The organism is Pseudomonas sp. LBUM1649 (assembly GCF_059716155.1).
In genome coordinates this window covers 5,712,501-5,733,680 of the sequence record NZ_CP166807.1, presented here as the reverse complement: position 1 = coordinate 5,733,680, position 21,180 = coordinate 5,712,501, and the positions used below count along the sequence as shown (strand labels likewise).

Sequence of the window (21,180 nt, the reverse complement as noted above, 5' to 3'; positions counted from 1 at the left end):
GTTCGGCCAAAACGAAGAATGACCGGATGATGGGCGGGGATTCTAGCATTTAGTCGAGGGATGGTGTAGGACACAGCAGATATGAGGCGTAGGAGCGGGGGGGGGAATCGCAGAAACTACAAGGGGAGCCGAAGCTCCCCAAGAAGTAGTTGCATGCTCTATTTTTGTTATTGGTTTCGGGCTTCTTGTTTTTGTTGAGTGCCCTTGCCATGAAGCTTTCCTTCATGACCCTCCCAATCGGGAGCCAAGAGCAAACGGATTGCTTTGGTCGCTGTGCTGCAGTGATCTTGCGATCCAACCAGTTCAGGCTCTGTCTTAAGACAGTTTTTTGTTGTTCTCGGCCTGGTCGTGGGGCAAGCCCCAAATACAACGCCTCTCCAAAAGAATCAGTTAGCTGCGCCTCTCGCCGTCTTGTTTTTATTGTGCGTGAGTCGATTCGTCTTATTTTTATTGTCTTGTACGTTGCTTGTTATTGTTCTTGTACCAAACATATAGCAGGGTGCGTGCCAACTTTTGCGAACCTCAGTAAAACAAGGGGTTAGGCGTTTCGCTGGGGTCAATGAGGGCCAAAAAAAGCCGGGGCTTCGTTACCGTAAGCCCCGGCCTCTGTTACGTGAAAAACCTGAGGTAACAGTTTTTTCACAAAGTCATGTGTTACCCGCACATGAGACAGGTGTGGTTCAGCTCTCGCTCGGTACCCCGGTTTTGCGCCGTGGGATACCCAGGCGCTGACGGCGTTCCCACAGGCACTTGCGACTGACCCCGAGTTTGCGTGCCAGCTCGGTTTCGGTCATGTGATCCTGATGCTCGAGCACGAAGTGCTGGAAGTAGTCTTCCAGGGACAGGTCTTCGGTCGGCTCATGATTGTTGTTGCCTGTATTGTTGCCACCTTGTTGCGGGGGCAGGCCGATGAACTCGTCGTCTTCCAGATCGCCCAGTTCGATGTCGATGCCCAGCAGCTCGGCGGAAATTTCCGGGCTCTCGCACAGGATGACAGCACGCTCGACTGCGTTTTCCAGCTCGCGAACGTTGCCTGGCCACGAGTAATGACGAATGGCTTGCTCGGCGTCAGGGGCAAATTTCAGGTCTGTCCGGTTTATCCGTGCGCTTTGGCGCGCCAGGAAGGCGTTGGCGATTTCATTGACGTCCGCGCCACGCTCGCGCAGCGCCGGCAGTTTCAGGGCGATCACGTGGAGGCGGTAGTACAAATCTTCACGGAACTGGCCGATCTTCGCCAGGCTCTTGAGGTCGCGGTGGGTCGCAGCGATCAGGCGCACATCGACTTTCTGCGACTGGACCGAGCCCACTCGACGAATTTCACCTTCCTGCAGCACGCGCAACAGGCGCGCCTGGGCTTCCAGTGGCAGCTCACCGATTTCATCGAGGAACAAGGTGCCGCCGTCCGCCGCTTCCACCAGGCCGGCACGTCCGGCGCTGGCGCCGGTGAATGCGCCTTTCTCGTGGCCGAACAGTTCGGACTCGATCAGGCTTTCAGGAATAGCCGCGCAGTTCACCGAAATCATCGGCGCCTTGGCCCGCTTGGAGAGGTTGTGCAGGGCGCGCGCCACCAGTTCCTTACCGGTACCGGACTCGCCCTGGATCAGGACATTGGAGTCAGTCGGCGCGACTTTGCGGATCTTGCCATACAGGTCCTGCATCGGTGGGCACGAGCCGATGATGCCGATTTCACCGTTACTGTTGTCGCTACCGGGTTTGGCCGCGCCATTGGCGACTTTGCCGGCAACCGGTTCGCCACTGGCTTGCGCCGATTGCCGGTCACGCAGGATGCGCGCGACGGCCTGGAGCATTTCGTCGTGATCGAAAGGCTTGGCGATGTAATCCACCGCGCCCATCTTCATCGAGTCCACCGCCGAGCGCAGGCTGGCATAGCTGGTCATGATCAGCACCGGAGTGCCCTGGCCAAGCTTGATCAGCTCGGTGCCCGGCGCACCCGGCAGGCGCAGGTCACTGACGATCAGGTCGAACGTGGGAATGGTGAAGCGTTCTTGTGCTTCCTGCACTGAACCGGCTTCGCTGACCTGATACTGGTTACGTTCCAGCAGGCGGCGCAAGGCGGAGCGGATAATTGTTTCGTCTTCGACGATCAAAATGTGCGGCATTGATTCGATACTCTCGACGGTCTCAGTTCACAGCGGACGTCGCTTCGACATGACGCGGTAATGTCACCCGGATACGGGTGCCGCGTTGGCTCTGAACATCAGCCGGGCTGTCGATGGTGATTTGTCCATAATGCTCTTCAACGATGGAATAGACCAGTGCAAGGCCCAGACCGGTGCCTTCACCCGGGTCCTTGGTGGTGAAGAAGGGTTCGAACAATCGGTCCATGATGTTCTTCGGAATACCGCTGCCCTCGTCTTCCACGATCAGGTCGACCGTGTGTTCGCCGGCTTCGCTCTTGACCCGCACCGCGCTACCGGGAGGCGAGGCGTCGCGGGCGTTTGAGAGCAGGTTGATCAACACCTGGGCGAGCCGCTGCGGATCCCCTTCGACCCAATGATCGGGATCGCACAGGTTGTAGAACTGCACTTCGAAATTACGCCGGTTCAGGGCCAGCAGGCCGATGGCGTCCTGGGCCACTTCCGCCAGACAGACGGGCTCGTCGCTGTGCTGGTGGCTGCCGGCATGGGCGAAGCTCATCAACGACTGCACGATGCGCGAGACGCGCTTGGTCTGTTCGAGGATCTGCCCGCTGATTTCCTTGAGTTCGCCGTCTTCCTCGCGCTCTTCACGCAGGTTCTGCGCCAGGCAGGCGATGCCGGTGATCGGGTTGCCGATTTCATGGGCCACGCCCGCAGCCAGGCGACCGATGCTGGCCAGGCGTTCGGAATGCACCAGTTTGTCTTCGAGCATCTGGGTTTCGGTCAGGTCCTCCACCAGCAATACCAGGCCACTGTTGCCCGGTGCGAGCGGTTCGTCGATCGCCGCTTTGTGCAGGTTCAGCCAGCGGGTCTGGCCGTCGAGGGCCAGGTGCTGTTTGTGCAAGTGCTCATCCGGAACATTGATGAAGCCTTGCAGCAGCTCTTTCCACGGGTCGGCAATGGTGCTCAGGCGCGAACCGACCACACGCTGCGCGGCGATCCCGGTCAGTTCCTCCATGGCTTTGTTCCACATGAGGATTTCCTGGTCCTTGGCCAGCGAACAGACGCCCATCGGCAGTTCCTGCAGGGTCTGGCGGTGATAGCGGCGCAGGGCATCGAGTTCGGCGGCCAGGCCGGTCAGGCGCGAATGGTAGTCCTCGAGGCGGCTTTCGATGAAGTGGATGTCTTCGGTGACATAGTTTTCGCCGCCGGCCTTGTAGGGCAGGAACGTCTCGACCATGTCCTGGGCCACGCTCGGTCCCATCAGGCCGGACAGGTTGGCTTCGATCCGGTCGCGCAAGCGGCGCAAGGCGTACGGTCGACGCTCGTCGAAGGGCAGGTAGAGATCGCGCAGGGCCTGCTCGACTTCTTTCTGCGCAGCCTTGGCACCCAGCGGTTTAGCCAGCTGGGTGGCGAATTCCTGGGGCGAGGCGGCGTGCAGTTCCCGGCGTTGCGGGCGACGCACGTTGTCCACGGCGCAGGCTTCGGCGGCGCTGGCCTCTTCGGTGCTGGCATTGGTGAACAGCGAAATCAGGGTGAACATCAGTACGTTGGCGGCCAGGGAGGCGATCGCGGCCATGTGCCAACTGGTGTCATCGAGCACGTAGATCATGTTCAACAACGGTATGTAGAAGCCCTGCAGGTTACCGACCAGCGGTAGCAACATGGTCACCAGCCACACCAGGATCCCTGCCAGCAGCCCGGCGATGAAGCCGCGACGGTTGGCGGTCGGCCAATACAGGACCGACAGCACGCCCGGCAGGAACTGCAGGGTGGCCACGAAGGCGACAATGCCGAGGTTGGCCAGGTCCTGCTCTGCGCCCAGCAGCAGGTAGAAACCGTAGCCGGCCATGATGATGGCGACGATCAGGGCGCGACGGGTCCACTTCAGCCAGCGGTAGATGTTGCCTTCGGCCGGCGGCTGGTACAGCGGCAGCACCAGGTGGTTCAGGGCCATGCCGGACAGGGCCAGGGTGGTGACGATGATCAGGCCGCTGGCGGCGGACAGGCCACCGACATACGCCAGTAGCGCCAAGGCCTTGCTGTTGGCCGCGATGCCGATGCCCAGGGTGAAATATTCCGGGTTGGTGGTGGCGCCGAGCTTCAGGCCGGCCCAGAGAATCAGCGGCACAGCCAGGCTCATCAGCAGCAGGAACAGCGGCAAGCCCCAGCTCGCGCTGACCAGCGAACGCGGATTGAGGTTTTCGGTGAAGGTCATGTGGTACATGTGCGGCATGACGATCGCCGAGGCGAAGAACACCAGCAGCAGCGTGCGCCAAGGGCCTTCCTGCAGCGGCGTGTGCAGCGCGGCCAGAGCGGTCTGGTTTTGCAACAGCCACAACTCCAGCTGTTGCGGGCCGTCGAATACGCCATACAGCGCATAGAGGCCGACGCCGCCGAGGGCGATCAGCTTGATGACCGACTCGAAGGCAATCGCGAACACCAGGCCTTCATGTTTTTCCCGGGTGGCGATGTGCCGGGAGCCGAAGAAAATCGTGAACAGCGTTATCAGTGCGCAGAAACTCAGCGCCACGCGATGCTGTACCGGCTCGCGGGTGAGGATACCGATGGAGTCAGCGACCGCCTGGATCTGCAGCGCCAGCAGGGGCAGTACCCCGACCAGCATGAAAATCGTGGTCAGCGCGCCAGCCCAGGTACTGCGAAAGCGGAAGGCGAACAGATCGGCCAGGGACGACAGCTGGTAGGTGCGGGTGATCTTCAGGATCGGATACAGCAACACCGGCGCCAGCAGAAACGCGCCTGAAACACCCAGGTAGCTGGACAGGAAGCCGTAGCCATACTGATAGGCCAGGCCCACGGTGCCATAAAACGCCCAGGCACTGGCGTAGACCCCCAGCGACAAGGTGTACGTCAGCGGGTGGCGAATGATCGCCCGCGGGATCATGCCCCGTTCGCTGACCCAGGCCACGCCGAACAGCACCGCCAGGTACGCGGCGCTGATCAGGATCATCTGGGTCAGGCTAAAGCTCATCGGCATCTTTTTGGCTCTGCAGGATGAAGGTCACGACGATCAGGATCAGCCAGAGCAGATAAGGGCGATACCAGGCGCCAGTGGCGTCGATCCACCAATCCATGATGGCTGGGGAAAACAGGTAAATCCCCACTACCAGGAGCAGGACCAAGCGATAGATGTACATCCCGGCCTCTCTTTTTTATGCCCGTGCCCGAAAACGTGCGGCGATGGTAACGGATGGGCGCGCCACTGCAAGCACGATCACTGTAGCTGCGCCTCGGGCAGGCTCAGTGTGCGTGGGATCAACAGGGCATCCCAGTGGGCAATGCCCCAGTCCAGCACTTCCCGTGGCGTGGCGTAGGCCAGTTCGGCAGCGGGGGACTGGCCCAGTGCGCGCAACGCCCGCAGCAACAAAGGTGTGGCCTGATCTTCGGTCAGTGGCGGCGAGCGGTAGGACTTGCCGAGTTTGTTGCCATCGGGTTGGGTAATCAGCGGGATGTGCAAATAACGCGGCTGGCGCAGGCCGAGCAGCTCCTGCAAATAGAGCTGGCGCGGCGTGGAATCGAGCAGGTCGGCACCGCGCACGATGTCGGTGATGCCTTGCCAGGCATCGTCCAGGACCACCGCTAGTTGATAAGCGTAGAGCCCGTCGCGCCGGCGAATCACGAAGTCACCGACATCCCGGCCCAGATGCTGGTGGAACTCGCCCTGCACCCGGTCGATGAAGTGATAGTCCAGTTCGGGCACGCGCACCCGGATCGCGGCGTCCTCAGTGCCATGCCCAGCATTGCGGCACAGTCCCGGATAAATGCCGTGGTACGGCTCCAGCTGTTTGCGCGAGCAAGTGCATGCGTAGGCCAGGCCTTGATTGAACAGGCGATTGAGCACTTCGGCATAGGCATCGTGGCGGTCGCTCTGGCGGACCATCTCGCCATCCCACTCGAAGCCATAGCTCTCCAGGGCCTTGAGGATCGCGGCCTGGGCGCCGGGTTCTTCGCGGGGCGGGTCGAGATCTTCCATGCGCATCAGCCAGCGGCCACCCACCGAGCGGGCGTCGAGGTACGAAGCCAATGCGGCGACCAGCGAACCGAAATGCAGATGGCCACTGGGCGTGGGGGCGAAGCGCCCGATGTAGGAGGAACTGGTGATGGCGGTCATGAGGTGATGTTTGTTTGTCCGGGCTTGCGCCAGCCACCTGTGGGAGCGAGCCTGCTCGCGAAGGCGGTGTGTCAGCCAGCATAAATGTTGAAACTGAAGGCCCCTTCGCGAGCAGGCTCGCTCCCACAGGGTTTCGTGCCGAGGCGAATTTCGGAAACAAAAACGGAGCGTTCGCACGCTCCGTTCTTCGTTCAAGCCGCCATTATTTGCCGACTTGCTTTTCCTTGATTTCCGCCAGTGTCTTGCAGTCGATGCACAAGTCAGCGGTAGGGCGCGCCTCAAGACGCTTGACGCCGATCTCGATGCCGCAGGATTCACACCAGCCGTACTCTTCGTCTTCGATCAGCTGAAGCGTCTTGTCGATCTTCTTGATCAACTTGCGCTCACGATCGCGGGCTCGAAGCTCGAGAGCGAACTCTTCTTCCTGGCTGGCACGGTCTGCCGGGTCCGGGAAGTTGGCCGCTTCGTCCTTCATGTGGTCCACAGTCTTGTCGACACCTTCCATCAGCTCTTTTTTCCACTGATTCAGAACCTTGGTGAAGTGTTTGCGCATGGGCTCGCCCATGTACTCTTCGCCAGCCTTCTGAACATAGGGCTCGAAGCCGCTGATCGTCTGATTCGCTTGTTGCTTTGCTTGGGTGGACATGAAATAGACCGCCTCTACTCTTGTAATCCATCTGCGCAGGATTGCTCCATCACCGGCACCCGCCGGCCCTGCGGCTGCAAGCGGGCGAACTTACCAGATCAAATCAGACCGCGCTACTCCCGGATGTCGAGGCCGCAGCCCGCGGTGCTTGCAAATGATGGCAAAGCGTTGCCTGGTGGCTCTGGAACCCGCTCAATTAATGATTTTAGTCAAACCCTGAACACTCGCTCAGCTCGTTTGTGGCCTGGGTCATAAGCCCTCTGACCGCTTTAGGTTCTCGCTCGTTCCTGCGCTTGGGTAGAATCGTTCTTTTCCCTGCTTAAGGAAGGCCAATGGCTCAGTCCTACAGTGCCCGCAGTCGCGCCATCGAACCTTTCCATGTGATGGCGCTGCTGGCGCGGGCCAATGAATTGCAGGCTGCCGGTCACGATGTGATCCACCTGGAAATCGGCGAACCGGATTTCACCACCGCCGAGCCGATCATCCGCGCCGGACAGGCCGCACTGGAGGGGGGCAAGACGCGTTACACCGCCGCCCGCGGAATTCCCGAACTGCGTGAGGCCATTTCGGGCTTTTATCAGCAGCGTTATGGCTTGAACATCGACCCGCGACGCATCCTCATCACGCCCGGCGGTTCCGGTGCGTTGTTGCTGGCCAGTGCCTTGCTGGTCGATCCGGGCAAGCACTGGCTGCTGGCCGACCCGGGTTACCCGTGCAACCGGCATTTCCTGCGCCTGGTTGAAGGCGCCGCGCAGTTGGTCCCGGTAGGTCCGGATGTGCGTTATCAACTGACGCCGGATCTGATCGAGCGGCATTGGGACCACGACAGCGTGGGCGCGCTGGTGGCCTCGCCGGCCAACCCAACCGGTACGATCCTCGCCCGCGATGAGCTGGCGGGGCTGTCCAAGGCCATCAAACAGCGCCACGGTCACCTGGTGGTGGACGAGATCTACCATGGCCTGACCTACGGCACCGATGCGGCCAGCGTGCTGGAAGTCGACGACAGTGCCTTTGTGCTGAATAGTTTTTCCAAATATTTCGGCATGACGGGCTGGCGTCTTGGCTGGCTGGTAGCGCCGGACGCGGCGGTAGGAGAGTTGGAAAAGCTCGCGCAAAACCTCTACATCAGCGCGCCAAGCATGGCCCAGCACGCGGCGTTGGCCTGTTTCGAGCCTGCCACCATTGCGATCCTGGAAGAGCGTCGCGCCGAATTCGGTCGTCGTCGGGACTTCCTGCTGCCTGCTCTTCGAGATCTCGGTTTCGGCATTGCCGTCGAACCGGAAGGCGCGTTCTACTTGTACGCCGATATCAGCAAGTTCGGCGGCGATGCCTTCGCGTTCTGCCGTCACTTCCTCGAAACTGAACATGTCGCGATTACGCCGGGGCTGGACTTCGGCCGGTATCAAGCCGGGCACCACGTTCGGTTTGCCTACACCCAAAGCCTCGAACGCTTGCAGGAAGCGGTGGAGCGTATCGGTCGTGGTCTGCGGAGCTGGCAAGGCTGATGCGTTTTCATCCCCCCCTTGAAGAAGGTCGGCTGATTCGCCGCTACAAGCGTTTTCTCGCCGACATCGAAACCGTCGATGGCGAGTTGCTGACCATTCATTGCCCGAACACTGGCTCGATGCTCAATTGTCAGGTCGAAGGCGGGCAGGTCTGGTTCAGTCGCTCCAATGACCCCAAGCGCAAGTTGCCCGGTACCTGGGAAATTGGCGAAACCCCGCACGGGCGCTTGTTCTGCGTGAATACCGGGCGGGCCAATGGCTTGATCGAAGAGGCGTTGCGGGCGGGGGTGATCACCGAGTTGAACGGCTTCACCGAGTTGAAACGCGAAGTCGCTTACGGTCAGGAAAGCAGTCGCATCGATTTCCGCCTCGATTACCCGAGCGGGCCGGCGTTCGTGGAAGTCAAAAGCGTCACCCTGGGCTATGACGGCACGCCCGTGGCGGCGTTCCCCGATGCGGTGACCCAGCGCGGGGCCAAGCATTTGCGTGAATTGGCCCATCTGGCCCGGGACGGGATTCGCGCGGTGCAGTTGTATTGCGTCAATCTCAGTGGCATCGAAGCCGTGCGTCCGGCTGAAGAGATCGATTCAGCCTACGCGCAGGCCTTGCGTGAGGCCGTGGCGTGTGGCGTTGAAGTGCTGGCCTACGGCGTACGCCTGACCCATGAGGAAATGGTGGTGTATCGGCGTCTGGAGGTATTGCTCGGCAGTTAGAGGCTGACCCAGATCCCCTGTGCGTCTTCGCGGCATTCGACACGGGTCAGCGATTGCCCGGCGCAGGGGCCGGCGACACATTCACCGTCCTCGATCAAGAACAGGGCGCCATGGGTGGCACACTGAATCAGGCTGTTGCTGGGGTCGAGGAACTGGTCAGGGGTCCATTCGAGTCCGACGCCACGGTGCGGGCAGCGATTGATATAGACGTAGACCAGGCCGCTCCGGCGCACGGCGAACAGTTTCTGGTGGTTGAGCTCGAACCCCCGACTGCTGTCATCGGCCAGCTCAATGCCTGTACACAGAAATTTCATGCTGATCCTCAGGTCGCGAGCAAGTGTCAGGTGCTCAGGATACTTGTTACAGCGCTGCGCGACTTTCCACAGGCAAAAAAAAAAGACCCGGCAAGAGCCGGGTCAAATAACCGTGATTAGCCTGATGAGGAGATAATCTGAGAGTCCGAACCAAGGGCTTTTCAGAATATCCACTAGTCTCGCGACCAGTTGCGGTAATCATATCGATTCTCATTACCAAGTCAACAGGTGATTATTCATTTATTCAATTGGTGTTTCACGCTCGTCGGCGGCGAGGTCGTCGATGGCAGGAAATTCGACTGAGGGCCCACTCGGTGCCAAACCCTGCAACAGTCGGGTTGGAATGTTTTGCAGCCTATTGATCAGTGGGCGTAAGCCGGTTGTTCCCCAAGTAAGTACATGGCGAGCGTTACTCGTTCAATTCTTGTGGCGTGACGAGATGGCTTCGAGTTGTTTGTTCAAAGCTTCCTTGCGTTCGGCGGGGATGTCGTTCCAGTGCACGTCCATCAAGGCGCCTTCGATCGCGTACAACAACACCTTGGACGCCCGAAACCCGCGCGTGCGTACGGCCCGATAAGCATCCACCGCCCCCAGGCGACGCAAGTCCGAGGCGCTGTGGATGCCCACCGCATGCAGCCATTGCGCCGACGTCTTGCCAAGATTCTTCAAGTGTTGCAGTTCATCATTCATCAAGCCTCCTTGCGATGGCCGAATGGTGCGTGGGCAAGCTTCTGAGGAGTGTAGCCATCAGCAGGAAAAGCGTGATTGTTTGCTCGTTTTTGACGCAAATGCTTCTAAGAGGTAGCTGGTGGTAGTGCTGCGAAAAACGAGGAAAAGGAGGGGAATAGCGAGTAAATTCCCAGATTTTCAAGCAAGACAGCCCACAGTCAAGCGCGAAGCGGGGGCGCTTGACTTGTCAATTTAGACTGGCGGTCAACGGGTGCGATAACGCAGGCGCGTACCGAAGTTCATCGACATCAGGATTTCGTCGGCGCTCAGTTCCACCGGAAAGTAGGCGCCGGAAATCTGTGCGTGGGCCAGGCTCGCACCTTCAAGCGAAGCGTTGCGAAAATCGATGCCGCGCAGATCGGCGGAGCGGAAATAGGCGTCGGTGAAGTCGATGCCGTCGGCATTTAGTTCGCGCAGGTCCAGGCCACGGAAATCACCACCGACCATGTCGATAGGCCCAAGCTCTGGGCGCTCTTTGTTGAAGCCCGAGATGTCGTCTTTGTGCAGCAAGGCAAACAGCGGGGTGTCGAGCAGTTTCGGCTGGCTCATGTCACGTCACCTGTTGGATTCATGGCGCCAGTATAGTGCCGCTATTTGACAGCCGCGAAGCCGGGTCAGGCTTCACGACTGAAATGCTTCCTTACAGGCCCGGCAGGCGCTGGCGAATCTGTTCCACCACCGTGTCGAGGGTTCCGCTTTCATTGGTCTGCACGCGTTTGCTGCAGAGGATTTCTGCGGGCGTCAATGCTTCACGACTGGCTTGCTGGGCTTCGATAACGGCCAGGGTGGCGTCGGACGGATCCTTTTTGTCCGCCTGGCGCTGGGCCAGCCAGCTCTCGATCACCGCTTGCGGTGCATTGCAGTCAAGGATCAGGAATGGCGCACCGGTGGCCTCGGCCACTTTCGCCGCGTTGATGCGCTGCTCGTGCTTGAGGTAAGTGGCATCGATCACCACCGGGAACCCGGCGTGCAGGATCGCCGCGGCAATTTCGTGCAGGCGCTGGTAGGTCGCGGCGCTGGCGTCGGCACTATAAATGCCGGCTTGCAGGTTGTTGGCAACGGTTTGCTCGCCGAACAGACGTTTGCGTTCTACATCGGAGCGCAGGCGAATCGCCCCCAGCGCTTCCACCAGGCGCATCGCCACATGGCTTTTGCCAACGGCGGAAACACCGTGGGTGATGGCCATGAAGCACGACGGGATGGTGCTATAGCTTTCCGCCAGGTTGGCGTAGTTGCGGTATTGACGCAGTGTCGTGGCGCGCTGCACCGCAGTGGCCTCGGCCGGCATGCTGAACAGGCTGACCTTGGCGCGAACCAGTGCACGGTAGGCTTTATAGAAGTTCAGCAGTTCCAGGCCCTGGTAATCGCCGGTCAGCTGCAGGTATTGGCTGATGAATCGACGTGCCAGGCACTTCAGGCCGCGGTCTTCCAGGTCCATCGCCAGGAAGGCGGTGTCGGCGTACACGTCGGTGAAGCGGAACGGTTCGTTGAATTCGATGCAGTCGAAGATCACGACACTGCCGTCGATCACGGTGGCGTTGCCCAAATGGATGTCACCGTGGCATTCGCGAATGAAACCCTCGACCTTGCGTTGGGCGAACAGTGGCTTGAGGCGTTCGAAGCTGCTCTCGGCCCAGGCCTGCAGGGCGTCCAGTTGCAGCAGGTCGGCCTTGTCGCTGAGGAAGGGGCGAATCTGCTCGAAGTTTTGCCGCACAGGAGCCATGACACTGTCCGCGGTCCCGGCTTCGTGTTCTGCCGGCACACGCGGTGCGTCCAGGTGGAAGCGGGCGATCTGATCAGCCATCTGGTCGATGTGCGCAGGCGTCAATTCGCCGTTGGCTTGCAGCGAACTGAGCAATCCGTCCTGGGCAAACTGGCGCATTTTCAGCGCGTACTCGATGGCCGGACCCTCGCCGCCCAGTTGCGGCGCTTCGGCGCTACCGGTGATCGGTAACACTTCGAGATAAAGATCCTGGGTCAGGCGCTGGTTCAGGCGCAGCTCTTCGCCGCAGAAATGCTCCCGAGCCTCAAGGGTGGTGAAGTCGAGGAAGCCGAAGTTCATCGGCTTCTTCACTTTATAAGCAAAGGGGCCGGTAAGCACGACCCAGGAAATGTGGGTCTCGATGACCTTGAATCCATCTACAGGATGCGGGTAGAGGGCCGGGTTTTGCAGGGCGGCGATCAGTGACTGGCTCACAGGCGATCCTTAAGAGTGGGAAAAATTCAGGCGGTCATTATGGCGTCTAGCCAGCCTAACGCAAACTCGCGGGCCTCCTGTTGAGTATGAGTAAAGTGCGTATAATCCGCCGCCATGACTCGTACTCGAACCCCCCGTACCCCAAAGAAACCCCCCTCCAGAGGCCTGCGGCCCTGGCTGGGCTGGGCCCTTAAACTCAGCCTGGTCGGCCTTGTGGTGCTGGCCGGGTTCGCCGTTTACCTCGATGCCATCGTGCAGGAGAAGTTCTCCGGCAAGCGCTGGACCATTCCGGCCAAGGTCTACGCGCGTCCGCTCGAGCTGTTCGTCGGACAAAAGCTGAGCAGGGACGATTTTCTCACCGAGCTCGATGCCTTGGGCTATCGCCGTGAAAGCGTGGCCAACGGTCCGGGCGCGGCCTCGGTCAACGGCAATACCGTCGATCTGAACACCCGTGGCTTCCAGTTCTATGAAGGCATGGAGCAAGCGCAACCGGTGCGTGTGCGCTTCTCGGGTGATTACGTGGCCGAACTGTCGGCGACCAAGGGTTCAAAGTTGTCGGTGGTTCGTCTGGAACCGTTGCTGATCGGCGGCCTGTACCCGAAAAACCTCGAAGACCGGATCCTGATCAAGATCGATCAGGTGCCGCCGTATCTGCTCGAGACCCTGGTCGCGGTCGAGGACCGTGATTTCTATCACCACTTTGGTGTCTCGCCGAAGTCGATTGCCCGTGCGATCTGGGTCAACGGCTCGTCAGGTCGCATGCGTCAGGGGGGTAGTACCCTGACGCAACAGCTGGTCAAGAACTTCTACCTGACCAACGAGCGCAGCCTGAGCCGCAAGCTGACCGAAGCAATGATGGCGCTGCTGCTGGAACTGCACTATGACAAACGTGAAATCCTTGAGGCTTACCTCAATGAAGTGTTTGTCGGCCAGGACGGTCAACGCGCGGTGCACGGTTTCGGGCTGGCCAGCCAGTTCTTCTTCAGCCAGCCATTGGCCGAGCTCAAGTTGCATCAGGTTGCCTTGCTGGTAGGCATGGTCAAGGGGCCGTCCTCCTACAACCCGCGCCGGTATCCGGAGCGCGCACTTGAGCGGCGCAACCTGGTGCTCGATGTGCTGCAGGAGCAGGGCGTTGCCACGGCCGAGCAAGTCGAAGCGGCGAAGAAAATGCCACTGGGCGTGACCAAGCGGGGCAGTCTGGCGGACAGCTCGTTCCCCGGCTTCCTTGATCTGGTCAAGCGCCAGCTGCGTGAAGACTACCGCGACGAAGACTTGACCGAAGAGGGACTGCGGATCTTTACCAGCTTCGATCCGATCCTGCAGATGAAAGCCGAAGCGTCTGTCAACGACACCTTCAAACGCCTGTCCGGCCGCAAGGGTTCGGACGATGTCGAGGCGGCGATGGTCGTGACCAACCCGGAAACCGGCGAGGTGCAGGCCATGATCGGCAGTCGCCAGGCCGGCTTTGCCGGTTTCAATCGGGCACTGGACGCGGTGCGGCCGATCGGCTCGTTGATCAAACCGGCGGTTTACCTGACGGCACTCGAAAAACCGAGCCAGTACACATTGACCAGCTGGCTGTCGGACGATTCCTTCTCGGTCAAGGGCGCGGACGGCCAGGTCTGGAAGCCGCAGAACTATGATCGCCGCTCCCACGGCACGGTTTTCCTTTATCAAGGACTGGCGCACTCCTACAACTTGTCGACCGCACGCCTGGGCTTGGCCGTGGGCGTACCGAATGTCCTCAAGACACTCGGGCGCCTGGGTGTCAGTCGCGAGTTCCCGGCTTTCCCGTCGATGTTGCTGGGCGCCGGAGGCATGACCCCGATCGAAGTGGCGACCATGTACCAGACGCTCGCCAATGGCGGTTTCAATACGCCGATGCGCGGGATTCGCAGCGTATTGACGGCCGAAGGCGAGCCGCTCAAGCGTTATCCGTTCCAGATTCAGCAACGTTTCGACCCGGCGTCGATCTACCTGATCCAGAGCGCCATGCAGCGCGTCATGCGTGAAGGTACCGGTAGCTCGGTCTACAACGTGTTACCGAAGACCTTGACCCTGGCCGGCAAGACCGGGACCAGTAACGACTCGCGAGACAGTTGGTTCGCAGGGTTCAGTCAGGACTTGCTGGCGGTGGTCTGGTTGGGGCGCGACGATAACGGCAAGACACCGTTCACGGGTGCCACCGGTGCGTTGCAGGTCTGGACCAGCTTCATGCGCAAGGCCGACCCGTTGCCGTTGGACATGCCGCAGCCGGATAATATCGTTCAGGCCTGGGTCGATTCGCGAACCGGTCAAGGTTCCGACGCCGGTTGCCCGGGCGCCGTGCAGATGCCGTATATTCGCGGCAGCGAGCCGCCTCCCGGTGCCGCTTGCGGTGGCGAAAGCCCTGTCAACGCTGAAACGGTGATGGATTGGGTCAAGGGCTGGATGAATTAAGCAAAGAGGGTTTCAAGTGAACAAGTGGTTGATTCCAGCGGTTACTGCCGTGGCTTTGCTCAGCGGTTGCTCCACGGTACAGCGCGGTTCGATTCCGGTAGAGGATTCTGGTACCAGGGTTTCCAATAGCGAGCGCGTATCGGCGAACGGCGGCTACCGTCAGACGACGGTAAAACGTCCTGTGCAATCTCAGACTCAGGAGATTCCACAAGGCGATACCGGTGTTGTCGTGATGGTGCCAGGGGGTGGTGCGGTGACGTCGGCACCGATCAGCACTGCCCCCATTACCCCAGGCCCGATTACGCCAGGACCGATCGACACGTCGCCGGTTCAGTCCGCGCCGGTCACTCAGGGCAGCTACAGCATGCCTTCGACGCCGAGCGGAATTCCGTCGGCCAGTTCCGGTGGTCTGTCCGCCGACGAGCAACTGGACGGTCCGGTACTGGCCCTGCTGACCACCGCTCAGCAGCAACAGGCTGGCGGCGACCTCAATGGCGCTTCATCCAGCCTCGAGCGTGCCCAGCGTGTCGCCCCGCGTGAGCCGCAAGTGCTCTATCGCCTGGCGCAAGTGCGCATGGCTCAAGGTGATGCGCCGCAGGCCGAGCAATTTGCTCGCCGTGGCCTGACCTTCGCCAACGGGCGTCCGGCACTCCAGGCCAGCCTGTGGGAGTTGATCGCCCAGGCGCGTGAGAAGCAGGGCGATTCGGCGGGCGCAACACTGGCTCGTCAGAAAGCCAAGGTTACTTCGTGATGGATGCACGCTTTCTTCAAATCGCCGATCAGCTGCTGCTGATCGAGCGTGAGTTGCGGGTGCAGGGGTGGTGGGACGAAGTCGCACCATCCGCTGAAGCGCTGTCCAGCGTTGAGCCGTTTTCGGTCGATACGCTGGACTTTGAGCAGTGGCTGCAATGGATCTTCCTGCCGCGCATGAAAGCAATCCTGGAGCAGGATCTGCCCTTGCCGAATGCATCGGGGATTCAGGAGATGGCCGAAATGGTCTTCGCCGGGCGCAATGTCCAGGGCAAGGATCGGCAGCTACAGGTTTTGCTCAAAGAGTTCGATCAACTGATCACCGCTTCGCGGTAACCCCGTTCCCTTGTAGGAGCAAAGCTTGCTCGCGATGGGTGCCTTGCATTCAACACATACGTTGACTGTTGCTCCGCTATCGCGAGCAAGCTTTGCTCCTACAAGCAGTTCTGCGTTATCTGTTTTTGCGTTTCGCTAATGCGTTCCTGGCGTTGGGAGTCATCAAGACGCCGCATCTGGCCATCTACTTCCTCTCTCAAACGCGGATTATTCTGCAATTGCGCCAGGTTGGTGCGCCGCCACGCACAAAGGGCTCAAGCCAGCCAGCAGGCCGGCGCTCAAGAAAAACGTTCGCATGCCATTTCCTTGTCTCGGGTTGCGCAATTGAAGCTAACACACATGCAGTTTGGCGGTTTTTTCTTGCTTTCTCATGTGCTTAGTTCAATAAAGCACATAGACGACTTGACTTGCAGGGGACGAAACAGAAGAATCCAAAGTCCGCTGTAGAGGGACTGCCAGAAGCAGACCCACTCGGCAGATCATGAGGCGCACACCAGCGCCGACCTGTTACACCCGCAACGCGTTACCTCGCGCTGGGTGGGAAAGGCCCGCAACACTTGGGACGATCCCAATACTTGCTCAGTCAGTGCTGACGTAGTCGGCGACCACCGTCGCTCATGCTCTGCTGAGAAGTAAACCTATTAAGACCCGTCCCCCTTTTCGTGGACGGTATTCTGGCGTTTTAGAGGTGAACAACGTGGAGCTTTTATCTGGCGGTGAGATGCTCGTCCGCTTTTTGCGCGACGAAGGCGTCAAATATATCTACGGGTACCCGGGTGGTGCTCTTCTTCATGTCTACGATGCCCTGTTCAAAGAACCGGAAGTGACCCACATCCTGGTTCGTCACGAGCAGGCCGCGACCCATATGGCTGACGGCTACGCCCGTGCCACCGGTAAAGCCGGCGTGGTACTGGTGACTTCCGGCCCAGGTGCAACCAACGCCATCACCGGTATCGCCACGGCCTACATGGACTCCATTCCGATGGTGGTGATTTCCGGCCAGGTGCCTAGCACCATGGTCGGTACCGACGCTTTCCAGGAAACCGACATGATCGGTATCTCCCGGCCGATCGTGAAACACAGCTTCATGATCAAGCACGCGTCGGAAATCCCGGAAGTCATGAAGAAGGCCTTCTACCTGGCGCAATCCGGTCGTCCTGGTCCCGTCGTTGTCGATATCCCGAAAGACATGACCAACCCGGCCGAGAAGTTCGAATACGTCTTCCCGAAAAAAGCCAAGCTGCGCTCCTACAGCCCGGCCGTTCGCGGCCACTCGGGGCAAATCCGCAAGGCGGCAGAAATGCTCCTGGCGGCCAAGCGTCCTGTGATGTATTCGGGCGGTGGCGTCATTCTGGGTGGTGGCTCCGCGCCGCTCACCGAGTTGGCGAAGATGCTCAACCTGCCAGTGACCAATACCCTGATGGGCCTGGGCGGCTACCCTGGTACCGACCGTCAGTTCATCGGCATGCTGGGCATGCACGGCAGCTACACCGCCAACCTGGCGATGCACCATGCTGACGTGATCCTGGCCGTCGGCGCACGTTTCGACGACCGCGTCATCAACGGCCCATCGAAGTTCTGCCCGAACGCCAAGATCATTCACATCGACATCGACCCGGCTTCGATTTCCAAGACCATCAAGGCCGATGTGCCGATCGTTGGTCCGGTCGAGAGCGTCCTGACCGAAATGGTCGCGATCCTCAAGGAAATCGGCGAGACCCCGAACAAGGAGTCCGTTGCCAGCTGGTGGAAGCAGATCGACGAGTGGCGCGGTGACCGCGGCCTGTTCCCTTATGACAAGGGCGACGGCAGTGTCATCAAACCGCAAGCGGTGATTGAAACCCTGTGCGAAGTGACCAAGGGCGATGCTTTTGTAGCGTCCGACGTGGGTCAGCATCAGATGTTCGCGGCGCAGTACTACAAGTTCAACAAGCCGAACCGCTGGATCAATTCCGGTGGCCTGGGCACCATGGGCTTCGGTTTCCCGGCAGCCATGGGCATCAAGTTGAGCTTTCCGGATGACGACGTCGCCTGCGTAACGGGCGAAGGCAGCATCCAGATGAACATTCAGGAATTGTCGACCTGCCTGCAGTACGGTTTGCCGGTGAAAATCGTCATCCTGAACAACGGTGTGCTGGGCATGGTTCGCCAGTGGCAGGACATGAGCTACGGCAGCCGTCATTCTCATTCCTATATGGAATCGCTGCCTGATTTCGTCAAGCTGGCGGAGGCCTACGGCCACGTTGGCGTGCGCATCACCGATTCGAAAGACTTGAAGTCGAAGATGGAAGAAGCGTTCGCCATGAAAGATCGTCTGGTGATCATCGATGTTTCGGTTGATACCAGCGAGCACGTCTATCCGATGCAGATCAAAGACGGCTCCATGCGCGATATGTGGCTGAGCAAGACGGAGCGTACTTAATCATGCGGCACATTATTTCCTTGCTTCTGGAAAACGAACCTGGCGCTTTGTCTCGTGTAGTCGGCCTGTTCTCGCAGCGCAACTACAACATCGAAAGCCTGACCGTGGCACCCACCGAAGACCCGACTCTGTCGCGTCTGACGTTGACCACTGTCGGTCACGATGAGGTCATCGAGCAGATCACCAAGAACCTGAACAAGCTGATCGAAGTGGTCAAATTGGTCGACCTGTCGGAAAGTGCTCACATCGAGCGCGAGCTGATGCTGGTCAAGGTCAAGGCTACCGGCGCCCAGCGCGCCGAGATCAAGCGCACCACCGATATTTACCGTGGACAGATCGTCGATGTCAGTGCCAGCGTATATACCGTTCAATTGACCGGTACCAGCGACAAGCTCGACAGCTTCATCCAGTCCATTGGCACCGCCTCGATCCTGGAGACCGTCCGCAGTGGCGTCACCGGAATTGCCCGCGGCGACAAAGTACTCAGCATCTAAACCAAATTAGCGAATGGCCTGAACGGCCTGATATAGGGGAAATTCATGAAAGTTTTCTACGATAAAGACTGCGACCTGTCGATCATCCAGGGCAAGAAAGTTGCCATCATCGGTTACGGTTCCCAGGGCCACGCACAAGCGTGCAACCTGAAAGACTCCGGTGTTGACGTGACTGTTGGCCTGCGCAAAGGCTCGGCCACTGTTGCCAAGGCTGAAGCCCATGGCCTGAAAGTGACTGACGTTGCTTCCGCTGTTGCGGCTGCCGACCTGGTAATGATCCTGACCCCGGACGAGTTCCAGTCTTCCCTGTACAAGAACGAAATCGAGCCGAACATCAAGAAAGGCGCCACCCTGGCCTTCTCCCACGGCTTCGCGATCCACTACAACCAGGTTGTACCGCGCGCTGACCTCGACGTGATCATGATCGCGCCGAAGGCACCAGGCCACACCGTTCGTTCCGAGTTCGTGAAAGGCGGCGGTATCCCTGACCTGATCGCGATCTACCAGGACGCTTCCGGCAACGCCAAGAACGTTGCGCTGTCCTACGCTGCCGGCGTTGGTGGCGGTCGTACCGGCATCATCGAAACCACCTTCAAGGACGAGACTGAAACCGACCTGTTCGGCGAACAAGCCGTTCTGTGCGGCGGTACCGTTGAACTGGTAAAAGCCGGTTTCGAAACCCTGGTTGAAGCTGGCTACGCGCCGGAAATGGCCTACTTCGAGTGCCTGCACGAACTGAAGCTGATCGTTGACCTCATGTACGAAGGCGGTATCGCCAACATGAACTACTCGATCTCCAACAACGCCGAGTACGGCGAGTACGTGACCGGCCCGGAAGTCATCAACGCCGAATCCCGTCAGGCCATGCGCAACGCCCTGAAACGCATTCAGGACGGCGAATACGCCAAAATGTTCATCAGCGAAGGCGCTACCGGCTATCCTTCGATGACCGCCAAGCGTCGTAACAACGCCGCGCACGGTATCGAAGTCATCGGCGAGCAACTGCGCTCCATGATGCCTTGGATCGGTGCCAACAAGATCGTCGACAAAGCCAAAAACTAAGTCGAGCGCTTGTGCGAAAAACGCGGCTTAGGCCGCGTTTTTTCGTTTGGGTGACCGGTTCTGGTATAAAGCTGCATCGTTTGCGGTCGAACCGTCGTCCCAGACACCTGTCGAAACTTTCCACCCCGTTGCAAGGTAATGTCCATGAGCGAACGTCCCGAAGAGCCAAAGCAGGCTTCTGACGCCGAAAGCCTTCTGCCCATCGATGAGCACATCGAAGAAGGGCATGACGCTGAAGGCCGTAAAGTCCGGCATCGTGGTATCTATCTGCTGCCGAATCTGTTCACCACTGCGAATCTCTTCGCAGGGTTCTATTCCATCATCAACTCGATGAGCGCCCAGAGTGCCCTGAGTGCCGGTGACTCGATCGGTGCGAGCAAGTATTTCGCGTTTGCCGCCATCGCGATTTTCGTGGCCATGGTGCTCGACGGCCTCGACGGCCGGGTTGCCCGCATGACCAATACCCAGAGCGCCTTTGGTGCCGAGTACGACTCGCTGTCGGACATGGTCGCCTTTGGCGTGGCACCGGCGTTGCTCGCCTTTGGCTGGGCCCTGGGCGACATGGGTAAGGTCGGCTGGATGGTCGCCTTTATCTATGTAGCAGGCGCGGCGTTGCGCCTGGCGCGTTTCAACACCCAGGTCGGTACTGCCGATAAACGCTATTTCATCGGTCTGGCCAGTCCGGCCGCCGCTGGTGTGGTGGCCGGGATTGTCTGGGCGTTCAGCGATTACGGCATCCAGGGTTCCAAGATGTCCTTCCTGGTTGCGCTGATGGTGGCGGCGGCCGGCATGCTGATGGTCAGCAACATCAAGTACAACAGCTTCAAGGAGCTGGACCTGAAGGGGCGCGTACCTTTCGTGGCGATCCTCGCCGTGGTGCTGGTGTTTGCGGTCGTGTTCAGTGATCCGCCGCGTATCCTGCTCCTGGTTTTCCTCGCCTACGCAGCATCCGGCCCGGTGCAATACCTGTTACATCTTCGTCGGCGCAAAAGCGCCGAGTGATGTAATTTCCCTTCATACTCCGCAGTCTGTTGGTGCGTCTGTTCTCCAATGCTGCGGAGTAGCCATGCTGATCAAAGTCCCAAAAGCGTCCGACTGCCATGAGTCGGACGTCACGCCGGAAACCTTCTATCTTTCGCGACGCAATGTATTAGGTGCTGCCGTGGCCGGATTGGCCGTGACCAGTCTGCCTCGATGGGCTGTGGCCGATGAAACGGCGCGTTATCCGGATGTCGAGCCTGGCAACGCACCCTCCTGGTTTGTCGAAAAGCTTCCTTCCACCCAATGGGGCGCAGTCAGCGTGAAGGATGAGGCGATCACGCCGTTCAAGGACGCAACGCAC

At 59.6% G+C, this 21,180-nt stretch carries 19 protein-coding genes and 2 pseudogenes (1 of these 21 cut by a window edge); 10 read left to right on the top strand and 11 right to left on the bottom strand.

Annotated features, from left to right (window positions below):
* Positions 1–680: 680 nt before the first annotated feature.
* The 5 genes from ACA058_RS26515 to dksA all read right to left on the bottom strand — a co-directional run bounded on the left by ACA058_RS26515 (position 681) and on the right by dksA (position 6,877).
* A complete protein-coding gene (locus ACA058_RS26515) occupies positions 681–2,120 on the bottom strand; it encodes a sigma-54-dependent transcriptional regulator (protein ID WP_497636595.1) in 1,440 nt (479 codons plus the stop codon).
* 22 nt (positions 2,121–2,142) lie between these two features.
* Positions 2,143–5,097, bottom strand: coding sequence for a sensor histidine kinase (locus tag ACA058_RS26510; RefSeq protein WP_497636594.1), 2,955 nt, complete (start codon positions 5,095–5,097; stop codon positions 2,143–2,145).
* Positions 5,081–5,257: a hypothetical protein gene (locus ACA058_RS26505; protein WP_003176118.1), complete on the bottom strand. Its 177-nt coding sequence runs from the start codon at positions 5,255–5,257 to the stop codon at positions 5,081–5,083. The genes ACA058_RS26510 and ACA058_RS26505 overlap by 17 nt, the downstream gene beginning before the upstream one ends.
* Before the next feature lie 77 nt (positions 5,258–5,334).
* The gene (gluQRS, locus tag ACA058_RS26500) at positions 5,335–6,231 is read right to left on the bottom strand and encodes a tRNA glutamyl-Q(34) synthetase GluQRS (RefSeq protein WP_497636593.1); all 897 of its coding nucleotides are present in this window, start codon (positions 6,229–6,231) and stop codon (positions 5,335–5,337) included.
* Between the two features lie 202 nt (positions 6,232–6,433).
* Positions 6,434–6,877 (bottom strand): RNA polymerase-binding protein DksA, encoded by a 444-nt coding sequence (gene dksA, locus ACA058_RS26495; RefSeq protein ID WP_046815673.1) that lies wholly within the window; start codon positions 6,875–6,877, stop codon positions 6,434–6,436.
* Between the two features lie 332 nt (positions 6,878–7,209).
* Here dksA and ACA058_RS26490 point away from each other — a divergent pair, with 332 nt between their 5' ends.
* A complete protein-coding gene (locus ACA058_RS26490; RefSeq protein WP_497636592.1) occupies positions 7,210–8,382 on the top strand; it encodes a pyridoxal phosphate-dependent aminotransferase in 1,173 nt (390 codons plus the stop codon).
* Positions 8,382–9,095, top strand: a complete 714-nt coding sequence (gene sfsA, locus ACA058_RS26485; RefSeq protein WP_497636591.1) for a DNA/RNA nuclease SfsA — start codon at positions 8,382–8,384, stop codon at positions 9,093–9,095. The genes ACA058_RS26490 and sfsA overlap by 1 nt, the downstream gene beginning before the upstream one ends.
* Here the strand turns inward: sfsA and ACA058_RS26480 are convergent.
* The 5 genes and pseudogenes from ACA058_RS26480 to ACA058_RS26460 all read right to left on the bottom strand — a co-directional run bounded on the left by ACA058_RS26480 (position 9,092) and on the right by ACA058_RS26460 (position 12,335).
* Complete coding sequence (locus ACA058_RS26480; protein ID WP_497636590.1) at positions 9,092–9,409, bottom strand: Rieske (2Fe-2S) protein; 318 nt, start codon at positions 9,407–9,409, stop codon at positions 9,092–9,094. The two genes, sfsA and ACA058_RS26480, sit on opposite strands and share 4 nt — an antisense overlap.
* A gap of 264 nt (positions 9,410–9,673) precedes the next feature.
* A pseudogene (locus ACA058_RS26475) lies at positions 9,674–9,810 on the bottom strand (cAMP-binding protein); the annotation flags it as partial.
* A gap of 16 nt (positions 9,811–9,826) precedes the next feature.
* The gene (locus tag ACA058_RS26470) at positions 9,827–10,099 is read right to left on the bottom strand and encodes a TfoX/Sxy family protein (RefSeq protein WP_007971093.1); all 273 of its coding nucleotides are present in this window, start codon (positions 10,097–10,099) and stop codon (positions 9,827–9,829) included.
* A gap of 243 nt (positions 10,100–10,342) precedes the next feature.
* The gene (locus tag ACA058_RS26465) at positions 10,343–10,687 is read right to left on the bottom strand and encodes a pentapeptide repeat-containing protein (protein ID WP_497636589.1); all 345 of its coding nucleotides are present in this window, start codon (positions 10,685–10,687) and stop codon (positions 10,343–10,345) included.
* A 91-nt stretch (positions 10,688–10,778) separates the two neighbouring features.
* A complete protein-coding gene (locus ACA058_RS26460) occupies positions 10,779–12,335 on the bottom strand; it encodes a bifunctional aminoglycoside phosphotransferase/ATP-binding protein (protein WP_497636588.1) in 1,557 nt (518 codons plus the stop codon).
* 114 nt (positions 12,336–12,449) lie between these two features.
* Between ACA058_RS26460 and mrcB the strand changes: the two genes are divergently transcribed.
* From mrcB to ACA058_RS26445, 3 genes are read left to right on the top strand one after another with little or no spacing between them, the layout of a single operon-like run.
* Positions 12,450–14,774, top strand: a complete 2,325-nt coding sequence (gene mrcB / locus ACA058_RS26455; protein WP_497636587.1) for a penicillin-binding protein 1B — start codon at positions 12,450–12,452, stop codon at positions 14,772–14,774.
* A 16-nt stretch (positions 14,775–14,790) separates the two neighbouring features.
* Positions 14,791–15,525: a tetratricopeptide repeat protein gene (locus ACA058_RS26450; RefSeq protein ID WP_497636586.1), complete on the top strand. Its 735-nt coding sequence runs from the start codon at positions 14,791–14,793 to the stop codon at positions 15,523–15,525.
* Entirely contained in the window at positions 15,525–15,860 is a 336-nt protein-coding gene (locus ACA058_RS26445) for a YqcC family protein (protein ID WP_497636585.1), read from the top strand. The genes ACA058_RS26450 and ACA058_RS26445 overlap by 1 nt, the downstream gene beginning before the upstream one ends.
* Positions 15,861–15,958: 98 nt before the next feature.
* Here ACA058_RS26445 and ACA058_RS26440 read toward each other — a convergent pair.
* A pseudogene (locus ACA058_RS26440) lies at positions 15,959–16,108 on the bottom strand (DUF4124 domain-containing protein); the annotation flags it as partial.
* A gap of 449 nt (positions 16,109–16,557) precedes the next feature.
* Here ACA058_RS26440 and ACA058_RS26435 point away from each other — a divergent pair.
* The 5 genes from ACA058_RS26435 to msrP all read left to right on the top strand — a co-directional run.
* Positions 16,558–18,282: an acetolactate synthase 3 large subunit gene (locus ACA058_RS26435; protein WP_497636584.1), complete on the top strand. Its 1,725-nt coding sequence runs from the start codon at positions 16,558–16,560 to the stop codon at positions 18,280–18,282.
* Between the two features lie 2 nt (positions 18,283–18,284).
* Entirely contained in the window at positions 18,285–18,776 is a 492-nt protein-coding gene (gene ilvN, locus ACA058_RS26430) for an acetolactate synthase small subunit (protein ID WP_003176102.1), read from the top strand.
* Between the two features lie 45 nt (positions 18,777–18,821).
* Positions 18,822–19,838, top strand: coding sequence for a ketol-acid reductoisomerase (ilvC, locus tag ACA058_RS26425; RefSeq protein ID WP_007909969.1), 1,017 nt, complete (start codon positions 18,822–18,824; stop codon positions 19,836–19,838).
* Positions 19,839–19,982: 144 nt separating this feature from the next.
* Positions 19,983–20,840, top strand: a complete 858-nt coding sequence (gene pssA, locus ACA058_RS26420) for a CDP-diacylglycerol--serine O-phosphatidyltransferase (RefSeq protein ID WP_008055839.1) — start codon at positions 19,983–19,985, stop codon at positions 20,838–20,840.
* 64 nt (positions 20,841–20,904) lie between these two features.
* Positions 20,905–21,180 carry the start of a protein-methionine-sulfoxide reductase catalytic subunit MsrP gene (gene msrP / locus ACA058_RS26415; RefSeq protein WP_497636583.1) on the top strand. The gene runs 738 nt beyond the window's last position, so 276 of the gene's 1,014 nt are visible here — the first part of the coding sequence; the start codon lies at positions 20,905–20,907; its stop codon lies beyond the right edge, outside the window.